This is a genomic window from Adhaeribacter aerolatus (assembly GCF_007991635.1).
Taxonomy (GTDB): Bacteria; Bacteroidota; Bacteroidia; order Cytophagales; family Hymenobacteraceae; genus Adhaeribacter; species Adhaeribacter aerolatus.
Map to the genome: position 1 here is coordinate 49619 of NZ_BJYS01000046.1, position 13030 is coordinate 62648.

At 44.8% G+C, this 13030-nt stretch carries 11 protein-coding genes; 3 read left to right on the top strand and 8 right to left on the bottom strand.

Annotated elements, in window-relative coordinates; all coding sequences use genetic code 11:
* Nucleotides 1-50: 50 nt before the first annotated feature.
* From AAE02nite_RS23150 to AAE02nite_RS23180, 7 genes are all read right to left on the bottom strand, one after another.
* Complete coding sequence (locus AAE02nite_RS23150) at nt 51-497, bottom strand: ferritin-like domain-containing protein (protein ID WP_146904031.1); 447 nt, start codon at nt 495-497, stop codon at nt 51-53.
* Nucleotides 498-609: 112 nt separating this feature from the next.
* Entirely contained in the window at nt 610-1848 is a 1239-nt protein-coding gene (locus AAE02nite_RS23155; protein ID WP_146904034.1) for a BaiN/RdsA family NAD(P)/FAD-dependent oxidoreductase, read from the bottom strand.
* A gap of 17 nt (nt 1849-1865) precedes the next feature.
* Nucleotides 1866-2687 (bottom strand): SDR family oxidoreductase, encoded by an 822-nt coding sequence (locus AAE02nite_RS23160; protein WP_146904037.1) that lies wholly within the window; start codon nt 2685-2687, stop codon nt 1866-1868.
* A 163-nt stretch (nt 2688-2850) separates the two neighbouring features.
* Nucleotides 2851-4206 carry a 4Fe-4S binding protein gene (locus AAE02nite_RS23165; protein WP_146904040.1) on the bottom strand — a complete coding sequence of 452 codons (1356 nt, stop codon included), beginning with the start codon at nt 4204-4206 and terminating at the stop codon, nt 2851-2853.
* 7 nt (nt 4207-4213) lie between these two features.
* Nucleotides 4214-4444: a hypothetical protein gene (locus AAE02nite_RS23170; protein WP_146904043.1), complete on the bottom strand. Its 231-nt coding sequence runs from the start codon at nt 4442-4444 to the stop codon at nt 4214-4216.
* Nucleotides 4445-4483: 39 nt separating this feature from the next.
* Nucleotides 4484-5776, bottom strand: a complete 1293-nt coding sequence (locus AAE02nite_RS23175; RefSeq protein WP_146904046.1) for an NAD(P)/FAD-dependent oxidoreductase — start codon at nt 5774-5776, stop codon at nt 4484-4486.
* Between the two features lie 183 nt (nt 5777-5959).
* Nucleotides 5960-6349 (bottom strand): hypothetical protein, encoded by a 390-nt coding sequence (locus AAE02nite_RS23180; RefSeq protein WP_146904049.1) that lies wholly within the window; start codon nt 6347-6349, stop codon nt 5960-5962.
* Between the two features lie 918 nt (nt 6350-7267).
* On the opposite strand from AAE02nite_RS23180, the gene AAE02nite_RS23185 reads away from it, so the two are divergent.
* Genes AAE02nite_RS23185 through AAE02nite_RS23195 form a run of 3 tightly spaced genes read left to right on the top strand, consistent with a single transcriptional unit; the run spans nt 7268 to nt 11470 of the window.
* Entirely contained in the window at nt 7268-9316 is a 2049-nt protein-coding gene (locus tag AAE02nite_RS23185; RefSeq protein WP_146904052.1) for a M3 family metallopeptidase, read from the top strand.
* 27 nt (nt 9317-9343) lie between these two features.
* Nucleotides 9344-10300 (top strand): D-2-hydroxyacid dehydrogenase, encoded by a 957-nt coding sequence (locus AAE02nite_RS23190; RefSeq protein ID WP_146904056.1) that lies wholly within the window; start codon nt 9344-9346, stop codon nt 10298-10300.
* 27 nt (nt 10301-10327) lie between these two features.
* Nucleotides 10328-11470 (top strand): glycerate kinase, encoded by a 1143-nt coding sequence (locus AAE02nite_RS23195; RefSeq protein ID WP_146904059.1) that lies wholly within the window; start codon nt 10328-10330, stop codon nt 11468-11470.
* Nucleotides 11471-11830: 360 nt separating this feature from the next.
* On the opposite strand, the gene AAE02nite_RS23200 is transcribed toward AAE02nite_RS23195, so the two are convergent.
* The gene (locus AAE02nite_RS23200; RefSeq protein ID WP_146904062.1) at nt 11831-12742 is read right to left on the bottom strand and encodes an alpha/beta hydrolase; all 912 of its coding nucleotides are present in this window, start codon (nt 12740-12742) and stop codon (nt 11831-11833) included.
* Between the last annotated feature and the right edge of the window lie 288 nt (nt 12743-13030).

Below are 13030 nucleotides of genomic sequence, written 5' to 3' on the forward strand. Positions count from 1 at the left end.
AATAAAAAAAGGAGCTTACAGGCTCCTTTCTTCATTTTGAAAAACAAAATTTATTTTGTCTGATCCCGCAGATCCCGTACCGTATCGTGGGCTTCTTTTACCTGCTGGTATTGCTTCTGCACAATGGTCTTTAATTGGCCGGGCAAATCGGCTTTTAAGGCTTTATCGTAAGCGGCTACTGCGTAGTCTTCGCCGCGTTCGCATTCGTTCAACACTTGTTTGCGGTCTTTACTCAATAAAGCTGAAGATAAGTCCATCCAGGTCCGGTGCACTTTACCTTCCAGCGAAGGCGATTCACTCTGGGTCTGGCCCATCTGGTGCAAGGCATCCTGCAACTCGGTAATCATGGTATCGCGCTGAACCGCGTATTGCCGGAATAATTGTTTCAGGTCCTGATCTTCCACATCGTCGGCAGCATGTTTGTAGCCAACCGATCCGTCTTTGCAGCGTTCTATCAGGTGGCTCACCACCGATACGTATTCATTATTTCTTTCCATAGGTTTATAGTGACTAATGACACATTAAGGTTATGGCCTATTTTACTACGGAAAGCTGTATTTTGTTTTAACGGTAAGCAAATTAATATATTAAGCTATTATTCCTCCCGTTTTATCCTGCCATGGCCTGGCCGGCGAGGTAGCCGGTTGTCCAGGCAGCCTGAAAGTTGAAGCCACCGGTAACGCCATCAATATCCATTACTTCCCCGGCAAAATATAAATTGGGCAGCACTTTGCTTTCCATGGTTTCGGGTTTAATCTCATTCAGGTCAACGCCCCCGCAGGTTACAAACTCTTCTTTAAAGGTGGTTTTACCTTTTACCTGAAAAGGCGCGCGCAGCAGTTGTTCTACCAGTTTATTCTGGTTTTTAGCCGGTAATTCGGCCCAGATTACCTTCTCCGGAATGGCCGCCAATTCGGTAAGTGCTTTCCAGAGCCGCTGGGGTAAATTGAACAACGGGTGTCCGGATACAATCCGTTTAGGATATTGCTTCCGGTAATCTGCCAATTGCAGCCGCAGCGCATCTTCAGAATAAGCCGGCGCCAGGTTGATTAATACCTGAAACTGGTAGTTCAGCTGGTGCAGGGTACGGGCCGACCAGGCCGATAATTTAAGTACCGCCGGTCCGCTAAAGCCCCAGTGGGTAAAGAGAAAAGGTCCCTCGTTTTCGAGGTGATGACCCGCAATTTTTACTTTGGCCTGGCCCACCGAAATACCTTGTAATTCTTTTAACGGCGAATCGGGTACGTTAAAAGTAAATAAAGAGGGTACCGGGTCTAAGATGGTATGGCCCAGTTTCTTTAGCCAGGCATAACTTTCGGGTTTGGGATTGCCGCCGGTACTAACCAGTACTTTATTAACAGCTAATTCCTGCCCGCCAGATAGCCTTAGCCGGAATCCGGCCAGGCCATTTTCTACCGGAATAATTTCTTCTACGGCCGTATTGGTATTTATTTTCACGCCAGCTTTTTGGGCTTCGTTTAATAAACAGTTTACAATGGTAGCTGAATCGTCGGTAACCGGAAACATGCGGCCATCCCCCTCGGTTTTTAATATTACGCCTCTTTCCCGAAACCAGTTGACCGTATCTTCAGCGCCAAATTTTTTAAATCCGGTTTTCAGGAATTTGCCGCCGCGCGGGTAATATTGAATAAGCTGATGGGGATTAAAACAATGATGCGTTACGTTGCAGCGGCCCCCGCCCGATACTTTAACCTTTGCTAATAATTTAGAAGTTTTTTCGAACAGATAAACCGACAAACCCGGATTTTGCTGGGCGCAGGTAATTGCGGCAAAAAAGCCCGCCGCTCCGCCGCCAATAATGGCAATACTTTTATTCTTTTCCGGCATTAATATTTTCAGACAGATTATATAAAGAACATCGGGTCCGGATAATTAAATCGGTATCCGAGGTCTTTTTTAATTTTTTGATTACTGATAATTTTAAAGCCATCGGCCGGGGAGACTGGCGCAAAATGGGGCAGGGGAAGGTTCAGTTTTTGGGCTGCTGCTGTATAAAAATCTTTACGGGTGGGATGTTCGTCGGCACAGCCATTATAAATTTCGCCCCATTTCTCCTGTTTGAAAATAGCCGTAACCAGACCAATGCAATCATTCAGGTGAATAAGGTTAACCGGTGCCTCTGGGTTAGGAATATTTTGTTTTCCCGCTAAAAACCGCCCGGCCTGCCGGGCGCCACCAACAAGTCCTGCCATGCGTACGATAGTCGTGCTTTTTCCGGAAAACTGGCGCAGGAGGGCTTCGGCCTGCAGCAAAATATTGTGCGCCTGGTACGTTTCCAGTTCTTCTGCCTCGGTAACTACCCGGTTTACATCCGGATATACGGCCGTAGAACTGATAAAAAGAATATTCTGAACCGGTGAAACGGCTATCGCCTGACCTAATATTTCTATTTGTTGGCGGTAGTTTTCGCCATTGCCAGCCCGCAAGCCCGGCGGAAAAGAAACCATTAAATATTGACTGTTCAGGAAGGTGGGTAGGTTCTCTAAAGTTGACGCGGCAGCCAGATCGATCAGGAAGGGTTTAATTCCTTTATCAGCTAATAAGGTAAGTTTGGTTGGCGTAGTGGTAGAGCCGTTTACCTCATAGCCACTGGTGAGCAGCTTTTCAGCGACGGGCAGGCCCAGCCAGCCGCAGCCCAAAATACTTACCTTTTTTTCGTTTGCCATAGTGCCGTTAAATTTACAACAGGAATCCTTAATAAATTGAGTTTTATACCAGCGCCTTACAGACAATGTATTTGCCGAAGTAAGCCCGCTGGGTTGTTTTAGCCCGATTAAGGTTTAATTGCTATTTATTGGTAGTTAAATAAGTAAAAGCGGTGGGGCCTCATTAATCTAAAATGCGTAGGTTTTCGGGGGATATGAGGGTTGTTGGCTGGTAGCGGCCTTCGCGCGGGCCGTTTTCGAGGTTAAGCACGCCGCGCGGGCACACGGTAGCACACATGCCGCAACCCACGCACGACGACCGGATTATGGGCTGGCCCTGCTGCGCGTACCAGCGCACATCAATTCCCATTTCGCAATAAGTAGAACAATTGCCGCAGGAAATGCACTGGCCACCGTTGGTTGTTATCCGGAAGCGGGAAAAATGCTTTTGCAGTAAGCCTAAATAAGCCGCCATGGGGCACCCAAACCGGCACCAAACGCGGCTGCCCATAATCGGGTAAAAACCTACGCCTATTACGCCCGAAAATATAGCCCCGATAAAAAAGCCGTACGTTTGCGCAAAACCGTTGGATAAGGAGCCCAGCAAGCCGCCACCCATAATGGAGTTTAACCAGAGCAGTAAAGTGGTAAGCACAATAAACCCCAAAACCGGGTAGATAATGGCAACTTCCCATTGCCAGGCTGCCCGCGATTTATTGGATAATTGACGGTACGGATCGCCAGCCGTTTCGGCCAGGCCGCCGCAGCCGCACACCCAACTGCAATACCACCGCTTGCCAAAAAAATAAGTTAATATCGGCACACCTACCAGCGAGATAACCGCCGTCCAGAAAATCATGAATACACCCAGGGCACCCGGTTCATTTATTAAATAGCTCACCGTGCCCGGAAACAGATAATCATACTTCAGAGGCCAGAAGTAACTGAAATAAAATTCGGGTTCGTTTAATTTTTGCAGGGTATAAGGAATCAGGTAAGCTAAGCCCAACTGGAAAAACATCACCGAAATGGTCCGGATAACCTGGTAAGGGCTGTGGCGGTATTTCAGCATCGCCCGCACACCCATTAAAAGAATTGCCAGGGTATAAAAAGTGCCATATAGCAGCCAGTGGTCGGCGGGTTTGCCCCGCAGCCATTGGCTAAACGTGTCGAGGGCTCGAATCTGACCTTCGAGTAGGAAAGGAAACCAATATAAAATTATATAAAAGCCGGTGAGGCCCACTGCGGTAACCCAGGCTATATTGCCCCGAGATGTAGAGCCACGCAGCCAAACACCGTTGTTGCGTACCCCCGGATGACTTTTACGGTAAGTTTGTCCAAAATAGAGCCCAAGCCCCAACAGCGAAAGGCAAATGCCACTCCACAATAAACCCTGCCGGAGCGCCGCCTCTATCGGCAACGAGGGCAACAGCAGCAAAAGCAAGCCCACCGTAAACAGGGTTAAGCCCGCTTTTTGCAGTAAATCTGTTTGGTCCTGATAATTATACCCGATAGCCAGGCTTTGGTCCGAAGTAGGCATAAGTTATTTAATGATGGTGATGATGATGGTGCCCCTGGCCGGGTTTACTGCGCAGGTTAGCGATGCTGCCCAAAATAAATAAAACCGTCCAGCAAACGTATAAAGCCCAAAAAGTGGCTACTTCTTTGGCCTGCACCCACAATATCAGGTGCGCCGCCACTGTCATTATGAGTCCGACCACGGCAATGTACTGGTAGGAGTTCATTTCTTTAAAACTATATATTTTCGACCACTTCATTTGCTTAATATTTTTAAATCTCACCGGGCGCTTTCCCTTTTACGGTATTACGGCAGAAAGCTGCCGGCTAAACGCCTGGATTATTTCTTTTTCGTAGCGGCGGTAAAATTCCGGATCGAAATTGGCTTCGCGCAAGTGCTTTAAAACGTAGGAAATGGGCTTTTCTTCCCTTATCCAATTTTCGCAAACCTCGTGCCGGTACCGGATGCCCAACAAATTAAATCCTAAAACTTTACCGGTAGGCTGGTGATAATTTATCCGGAGCAGCTTTTTACGCTTAGGGTGTTGCCACACCAGCGTTTGGGTTTCGGAATCGGGCTTAACAGGTACTTTTCCGTAGGTCTGGTATTCAATATCAAAAAACTTGGCTGAGTTAAACCAGATTCCCCGGCTATAAGCGGTGCGTCGGTTGCAAATGCTGTGGGCTACGGTTTCGCCCTGCATCCGGCCCGTGTACCATAACTGTTCTATATACGTATTCTTATCCTTGTCTGGCACAATTTCGGCACAATCGCCGGCGGCATAAACATCGGGTAAATTAGTTTCCAGATACGGATTAACCAATATGCCGCGATTTAGTTTAAGTGGGCTGCCTTTTAAAAAGCTTACATTAGGCCTTACGCCAACCGCGACGCCCACCAAATCGGTTGGTATTTCTTCGCCCTGGCCGGTTACAATAGCTTTTACCTTGCCGTCGCTATCGCCTTTTATTTCCTGTAGGGTGGTATTCAACCGCAAGTCCACACCGTGTTCCCGGATGTGTTCCTGAATTAGGTTTCCCTCTTCCGGCGGCAATACATTTCCCCAGTAATAATTTTCCCGGACCAGAAAGGTTACCGGAATGCAGCGGGTATAAAACATTTCGGCTAGTTCTATTCCAATCAGGCCGCCGCCGACAATAACGGCCCGTTTAATTTGCTGGCTATATTTTTCGAGGTTCTCCAGGTCCGGCAGGCTGTAAAAGCCTTGGACCCCGGCCAGGTTTTCGCCGGGTATCTCTAAAGCCCGGGGGATGGAGCCGGTAGCCAGCAGCAGTTTATCGTAGGGTACGCGAACCTGACTGCTCAGGACTACTTCTTTGGCCGAAAAATCAACGGAGGCTACTGAGGCCTGCATTAAATTGAGTTTATGCTCGGTCCAGAACCAATCTTCGTAGGGTTTTATATGCCGGTACTGCATGTGCCCCATGTACAAGTACATAAGCGCCGTCCGCGAAAAAAAATGAGTAGATTCAGAGGAAATAAGGGTGATGAGGGCAACCGGATTGAGCTTACGGATAGTAATAGCGGCAGTAACCCCGGTAACTCCATTGCCCACTATTACTACCTGCATACTTTTTTACTTTATAACCGCGTAAAAATAAGAAAAAACCAGCACTATTATTTTTCTGTTCGGGGTAGGTTAAGTTTATGTGCTTATTAGCAGTATTCGGAATAAAGTATTCCGGTTTGTAGGAGGCTGAAAAAAAGAAAGCAGCTTAAAGCTGCTTTCTTCCGGTGAATTTTTTAAAATTTATTATTTCTGGTTGTTGGTAGCAGTTTTAGCTTTTTCTTCCAGCGCTAAGTCCGAGGTTGGATCGTGTTTGTAGGCAGCATAAGCTGCTAACTGAGTAGGATTTAACATGGTTTTAAACTTTTTGTCGAAGTTCGCTTCCAACTCCAGCAGTTTCTTCGTTTTCATTTCGGGATTGTTTGCATAGAATTCCGAAATCTGATCGCCTTTTACAATTCTTTCCCGGTTAAAGGCTTTTAACCGAATGTATTCCGATTCGTTTAAGCCCAATTCGGCGGCCATTACTCTGGTGATCAGAGCAACTCTTTTTTCAGCAGATTCGGAAATTTGCTGCGCTTCGGCGGAGTAAGCTAATATTAATATAAAAAGTAAAGAGAGTAAGAACTTCTTCATAAGTAAGTGTTTTAGGGTTATAGATTTCTGGTTAGGATAATTTAACGGTTAAAGTAGATTGTGGTTCCCATAAAAGCTGAGATAAAAGTTTTTAAAACAAAAATATTAAACACAACATTTTAACATTGGAATATATAAATAATATAATGATTTAATATACAAATAATTTTGGTTCTTCCATACAAATTAGAATTATTTTCAAACAGTAGTAATTCCGGTTTAAATAACTATAATTTATATGCAATTTTAAATGGTTAAATCTGAATATCCAAATATTTGTTGAAGAAAAAATAATAATATATGTGTAAATTTTAATATATGTGTTAAGACATTAATTATTAGCGGATTACAAAACAGCAAAAAAATGGCTTATTGATATGTTTAAATTTGGCTAGATAAAATTGTATTAGGTTTAAGCCAAGTATTAAATAAAGTTAATACAGTTATAGTTAATAGTTAACTTCTGGACTATGGCAATATGCCTTTTGGGGCGTAAAAAAAAATTAAAACCCGAAACCCCTAATGTTACCAACCAATATTTCACCGGTCGTATACGATTAATGAAAACTAAGAGACTAAGCGTTTTTACCTGAATAAAATTGTAAAATTTTGACCTGTTATGAAGAATTCGTTCCTTTTTTGCAGTTGCTAGGGAATAGTTGCTTCACCTCATCAGGTTTAATAAAGAACTAAACAGTTAGTTAAAGATGATGGATGCCTGAACCAGGATATTAGATAAATACTTCCATCATTAAAATAAACAAGCGGGACTCATCGCAATCATTCGGAATATTTCTGTTTTTTAGTACTCTGGGGCAATTGGTAAAGGTTTTGTCCTTAATTTTAGAATTTTATAACTTAAATAACCTTCTCCTTGCGTAGAGGTAAAACCATTAAAAGCCAAGCGATAATTATTAGATGAATATTTTACTGGAAGAATTTGCCACTCCTTTTAATACGGTCCCTTTTAACCAGATTCAAAAGGAATACTTCCTGCCAGCCTTAAAAGAAGCCATTCAGATAGGCACGCAGGAAATAAACGCCATCAAAACCAATCCCGAAACGCCCAATTTCAGTAATACCATCGAAAAGGTGGAACGCAGCGGGGAACTGGTCGATCGGATTTCGCGGATATTTTTTAACCTGAATGCCGCCGAAACCAACCCGGAGATTCAGCAATTAGCGAAAGAAATTTCGCCGCTGTTAACCGCTTACGCCAACGATATTACCTTAGACCAGGAATTATTTAATCGCGTAAAAGCTGTTTATGACCAGCGCGATAGGCTAAACTTGAATACCGAACAGCAAACGTTATTAGATAAATTATACAAAAGTTTTATCCGGAACGGGGCTAACCTAAACGAGGCCGGCAAAAACCAATTACGCCAGATCGATCAGCAACTGGGGCAGTTATCTTTAACCTTCGGCGAACACGTTTTAAGCGAAACCAATGACTATTATTTGGCCATTGATAACCCAACGGATTTAGAAGGCTTGCCCGAAAGTGTGGTAGAAGCGGCAGCGCTGGCCGCCCAGGAAAAAGGTTTGGCCGGGCAATGGGTTTTTACCTTGCAAGCGCCCAGCTACCTGCCTTTTATAACTTATGCACAAAACCGGATGCTCCGCGAAGAATTATACAAAGCCTACGCTACCCGTGCCTGCAAAAATAATCCGAATGATAACCGCAGCATAATATTGGATTTGGTAAAGCTGCGCCACGAACGGGCTAATTTGCTGGGTTTTTCTTCCCACGCCGATTATGTTTTGCAGGAGCGCATGGCCCAATCGCCGAACAAAGTAGTCGATTTTTTAAATAATTTGCTGCGCTACGCCAAACCGGCTGCCCGCCAGGAACTGGAAGCGATAACCGCTTTTGCCAGCCAAAACCACGGACCGGAAACGTTGCAGCGCTGGGATATTACTTATTACGCCGAGAAGGTAAAAAAAGAAAAATTTAACATCGACGACGAAGTTCTTAAACCTTATTTTAAGCTCGAAAACGTAATTCAGGGTATTTTTGAAGTAGCTAATCGCCTGTACGGCCTGCACTTTAAAGAAAATACCGAAGTATCTACCTACCACCCCGATGTGAAGGTATTTGAAGTGACGGAAGAGTCGGGAGAGCATCTGGGTATTTTTTATGCCGATTTTTTCCCGCGGCCGGGCAAACGCAACGGCGCCTGGATGACTTCTTTCCGGGGCCAGAAAAAGGAGAATGGACAGGACCAGCGGCCGCACATTGCCATTGTTTGCAACTTTACCCAGCCTACGCCCACCAAACCATCGCTATTAACTTTTAACGAAGTAAAAACGCTTTTCCACGAATTCGGGCACGCCTTGCACGGCCTACTCGCCAACGGCACCTACGGCAGCCTCACCGGCACCAACGTATTCTGGGATTTTGTGGAACTGCCTTCGCAGGTAATGGAAAACTGGACTTACGAAAAAGAATGCCTCGATTTGTTTTCGCGGCATTACGAAACCGGCGAGCTGATACCAGCCGAATTGGTGCAGAAAATAAAGGATAGTTCTAACTTTATGGCCGGTTACGCTACAGTTCGCCAGATAGGCTTAGCCCGCCTGGATATGGCCTGGCACATGACCCCACCCGAAGAAATTACTGAGGTAATTGGGTTTGAAAACCAGATATTGCAGGAGACCGAAATATTGCCTTTGGTGCCCGGTACTAATATTAGTTGCTCGTTTTCGCATATATTCCAGGGAGGGTATTCTTCGGGTTATTATAGTTATAAGTGGGCTGAGGTGCTGGATGCTGATGCTTTTGAGTTTTTCCAGGAAAACGGCGTTTTTAACCGGGAAACTTCTACCTTGTTCCGGAAACATATTTTATCGGCCGGGGGCAGCGAGCCGCCCATGGAGTTGTACAAACGGTTCCGGGGGAAAGAACCATCGCCGGAGGCTCTGCTCCGCCGTACCGGCTTGTTAGCTTCCGAGTCGGCCGCTTAATCAGAGGACTCTTTTATTCAAAAAATCATGCAAGAAAAAAGTTTGAAAATAGTTTTCCTGGACCTGAAAACGATGGGAGAGGTGCCCAACCTGCATTTGTTAGAAAAATATGGCGAGGTTAAATATTACCAAAATACCGCACCCGACGAAACACCGGGCCGGATTAAAGATGCCGATATTGTAATTACGAACAAAGTAGACATAAATAAACCAGCCCTGGAAGCTGCTGCCAAATTAAAATTAATTTGCGTAGCGGCTACCGGCACGAATAATGTCGATAAAGAGGCTGCCGCCCAACGGGGTATTCCGGTCAAAAATGCCGTTGATTATTCCTCAGCCAGTGTGGCCCAGCTTACTTTTGCCCTATTGCTCCACTTGTTGCATAAATTACCTTATTTTGATAATTATGTTAAACAAGGAGAATATTCTCAAAGCGATATTTTTACCCATTTGGAAAATCCTTTCCGGGAAATAAAAGGCAAACGGTTTGGCATTATCGGCTTGGGCAATATTGGTCGGCAGGTAGCCCGCATCGCTGAGGCTTTCGGAGCCGAAGTCGTTTATTTTTCGGCGTCGGGGGGGAATACCGAACAGCCTTATCAGCGGCTGGAACTGAAGGAATTTTTAGGAACTTCGGATATTGTATCTATTCACGCGCCGCTAAACCAATATACCCAAAACTTACTTCACTACGACCAATTGCGCTTAATGAAGCCCTCGGCTATACTTTTGAACATGGGCCGGGGAGGCATCGTCAACGAAGCTGATTTAGCACGGGCCTTGGATGAGAACCTGATTTATGCAGCGGGTCTGGATGTTTTCGCGCAGGAGCCTATCGAAAAAGATAATCCGTTATTAAAAATAAAAAATAAAGAAAAGCTGGTTTTAACCCCGCATATTGCCTGGGCCAGTGTAGAGGCCCGCACCTTGCTCGTAGAAAAGGTAGCTCAAAATATTCAGGAATTCCTGCAGGAAAATAAATAGCCACCTACTTAAACCCGAAACAGCCGGATGCATATTATTATAGCACCCAATACCTTTAAACACAGTCTATCGGCCTTTGACGTAGCCGAGGCCATTGAAGTTGGTTTCCGGAAGAGTGGTTTAACGGCAACTTATACCTTATTCCCGATTGCCGATGGCGGCGAAGGCATTACCGACATTCTGGTGCGGCAATTAAACGGTAAATTAGAGGCGGTAACGGTTCAGGATCCGTTGGGCCGGCCAATTATTACGAGCTTTGGTGTAATCCGGGAGAACCAGATAGCCGTAATTGAGCTGGCCCGGGCTTCGGGCTTGCGCTGGTTGCAAAAGGACGAACTCATTCCCTTGCTGGCTTCTACGTACGGTACCGGCCAATTAATGAAACAAGCATTAGATTTAAACATCCGGGAGCTCGTAATGGGCTTGGGCAACAGCGCCACGGTAGACGGCGGCATAGGTATTTTACAGGCTTTAGGAGCCCGGTTTCTGAATGAAGCGGGAGAAACAATTGGCCAGGGTGCGGAAGGTTTGTTAAATCTGCATTCTATCGATTTGGCAGGTTTAGACGAAAGGCTGTCTGACTGTACTATTACGGTGGCCTGCGATGTAGAAAATCCGTTGCTGGGTCCGATGGGCGCTGCGCCGGTTTTTGGTCCGCAAAAAGGTGCCGATGCTCCTACGGTAGAAATATTGGAGCGGGGCTTAACCCGATTAAACCAGGTGGTTAAAAAACAGCTAGGTATAGATATGGCCGATAGGGTACATGGTGGGGCCGCCGGCGGTACGGCGGCTTTGCTGGCCGCTATCCTGGGGGCGGACTTAGTGCCGGGCGTAGATTATCTGCTAGACCTGACCAATTTTTCCGACGCCCTGACGGAAGCCGACTTACTGGTTACTGCCGAAGGCGGTTTAGATGAACAAACCCTGGCTGGCAAAGGGCCTTATGGGGTGGCCCGGCAGGCCAAAAGTAAAAATATTCCGGTTATCGCCCTGGCCGGGCAAATACCGGCTAAATTGGATATCAGCCGGTTTGTTTACTTCGACGCGGTTTTTCCGATCGCTACGGGGCCGGTTCCCCTCGAACAGGCTTTAGCGCTTACCGCCGAAAATTTAACCCGCACCGCCTGGCAGATTGGAAATTTGATGCAATTAAACTTAAGAACAAGTTAGAATTAATATGAGTACCACAGAAAGTATCAAATGAGTTTTAAGTCTTACGGTAAATATTATTTCTGGCGTAATAGAAATTTATAAGTATAAATTTTATTTTACACCAAGCGTATTATTCTGTTAAAACATTTTGTGCTAACAGAACAGTTGTTGCAAACTGTGAGTAAATTTGATTTCCTTTAGTATTGGTTATTAACGGAAGAGTACCAGAAACATCCCCAAAAAAGGTCCCGCTCAATACGCTGCAAACGCGTTTTCACTCATAACTAATTTTATATTAAATAAAGGGTAAGTTCTGGCTTTCGTTATATTTAAGCGAAGGTATTTAGATTAAGATTAAAGGGTGACTTTGGGTGGCATCTATTTAGCAATATAAAGTTCATGCAAGCCTCTGCTGATGGTGCCAGCCGGAGCTGATAAATGCGTCTCACCTTCAAATATCCACGTTTTCAAGGTTAACCCTTTATAGTTTCTGCTGCGCAAAGCTTTCTCTGCTGGTATAAACCCCTCAAACTCTTCGTCTAGAGATCCTATAGAGAAGAATACTTTAGCCGGTAACTCTTTATGAGTGGCAGCATACTCTTTTTCATAGCGGATGAATAGATTTTTATCCTTTCCCCATTTAAAAGCTGGACTACCAATTAAATAGCGGGAGAAGGTTTCGGGACTATGAACCAAGGTATAAAATCCAAAAATAGCACCATAGGAGTAGCCTATATAAGTTTTATCTTCTGAAGAGGCCCTATAATTCTTTTCTATAAAGGGCATCAACTCTTGTTTAACAAATGCTAAAAATTTGTCTGCCCCGCCCGTCTTAACGCCGCGGGCCCGCATGGAGGGCGTATCCAGACTATCCACCTGATAAGGTGACATATCCCTGGTCCGTAAGTCGCGCACCTTAGACCGGATGGTATCATAATTGGTGCTGGTGTTCGGGAAGCCAATGCCTACAATTATCAAGGGGGGCAGTTCTCCTCCTAATCCTAGGACTCGGTACGTGTCGTATATTGTTCTAAAATAAAGCCACTCATCCGGTACGTAAATGACCCCATACCTAGCCGTACTATTCTGATAATCCTTAGGAAGAGCAATACTAATCTCATAATCATCTCCTACAATAAAAGAATGAAGCCTTCTAACTTCTGTATTGGCAATGGTTGCCAGTGGATAGACTGCTGCTTGTTTGCTCTCCTTACTAGATTGTGCCAAAACAGGGTTTACTGTTGCTAGGAGAAGGAGAATAATAACGAATAAAAGAGAGCAGCTCTTCATATAAATTTTCTTTTTGAGATGTCAGTTTTCCTTTTAAGATGTCAGTCAACGTTTATAGGGTATTTAGATAGGATATAAGATTTGAAATGAAATGTAAATGTAAATGTCAATTTTACTTTAGTATAAGACAATTTAGAAGTGTTAATGGAGCTTATTATTCTCCTTTCTTCTCTAAAAAGAAAAATTTCCCCATTAACCTTCAGAACTTGCCCCGCCTCGATTTTAAGCCGGATTATTTTTTATCGGTGAAGTTCTGGATATTATATATAACACCGAGCGCGAGCGCCT

Excerpts from the sequence above, each read along its gene's own strand:
- AAE02nite_RS23195 (WP_146904059.1), top strand. The coding sequence starts at position 10,328 with ATGCATATTATTATAGCACCCAATACCTTTAAACACAGTCTATCGGCC.
- AAE02nite_RS23180 (WP_146904049.1), bottom strand. The coding sequence starts at position 6,349 with ATGAAGAAGTTCTTACTCTCTTTACTTTTTATATTAATATTAGCTTAC.
- AAE02nite_RS23155 (WP_146904034.1), bottom strand. The coding sequence starts at position 1,848 with ATGCCGGAAAAGAATAAAAGTATTGCCATTATTGGCGGCGGAGCGGCG.
- AAE02nite_RS23185 (WP_146904052.1), top strand. The coding sequence starts at position 7,268 with ATGAATATTTTACTGGAAGAATTTGCCACTCCTTTTAATACGGTCCCT.
- AAE02nite_RS23160 (WP_146904037.1), bottom strand. The coding sequence starts at position 2,687 with ATGGCAAACGAAAAAAAGGTAAGTATTTTGGGCTGCGGCTGGCTGGGC.
- AAE02nite_RS23200 (WP_146904062.1), bottom strand. The coding sequence starts at position 12,742 with ATGAAGAGCTGCTCTCTTTTATTCGTTATTATTCTCCTTCTCCTAGCA.
- AAE02nite_RS23150 (WP_146904031.1), bottom strand. The coding sequence starts at position 497 with ATGGAAAGAAATAATGAATACGTATCGGTGGTGAGCCACCTGATAGAA.
- AAE02nite_RS23170 (WP_146904043.1), bottom strand. The coding sequence starts at position 4,444 with ATGAAGTGGTCGAAAATATATAGTTTTAAAGAAATGAACTCCTACCAG.
- AAE02nite_RS23165 (WP_146904040.1), bottom strand. The coding sequence starts at position 4,206 with ATGCCTACTTCGGACCAAAGCCTGGCTATCGGGTATAATTATCAGGAC.
- AAE02nite_RS23190 (WP_146904056.1), top strand. The coding sequence starts at position 9,344 with ATGCAAGAAAAAAGTTTGAAAATAGTTTTCCTGGACCTGAAAACGATG.
- AAE02nite_RS23175 (WP_146904046.1), bottom strand. The coding sequence starts at position 5,776 with ATGCAGGTAGTAATAGTGGGCAATGGAGTTACCGGGGTTACTGCCGCT.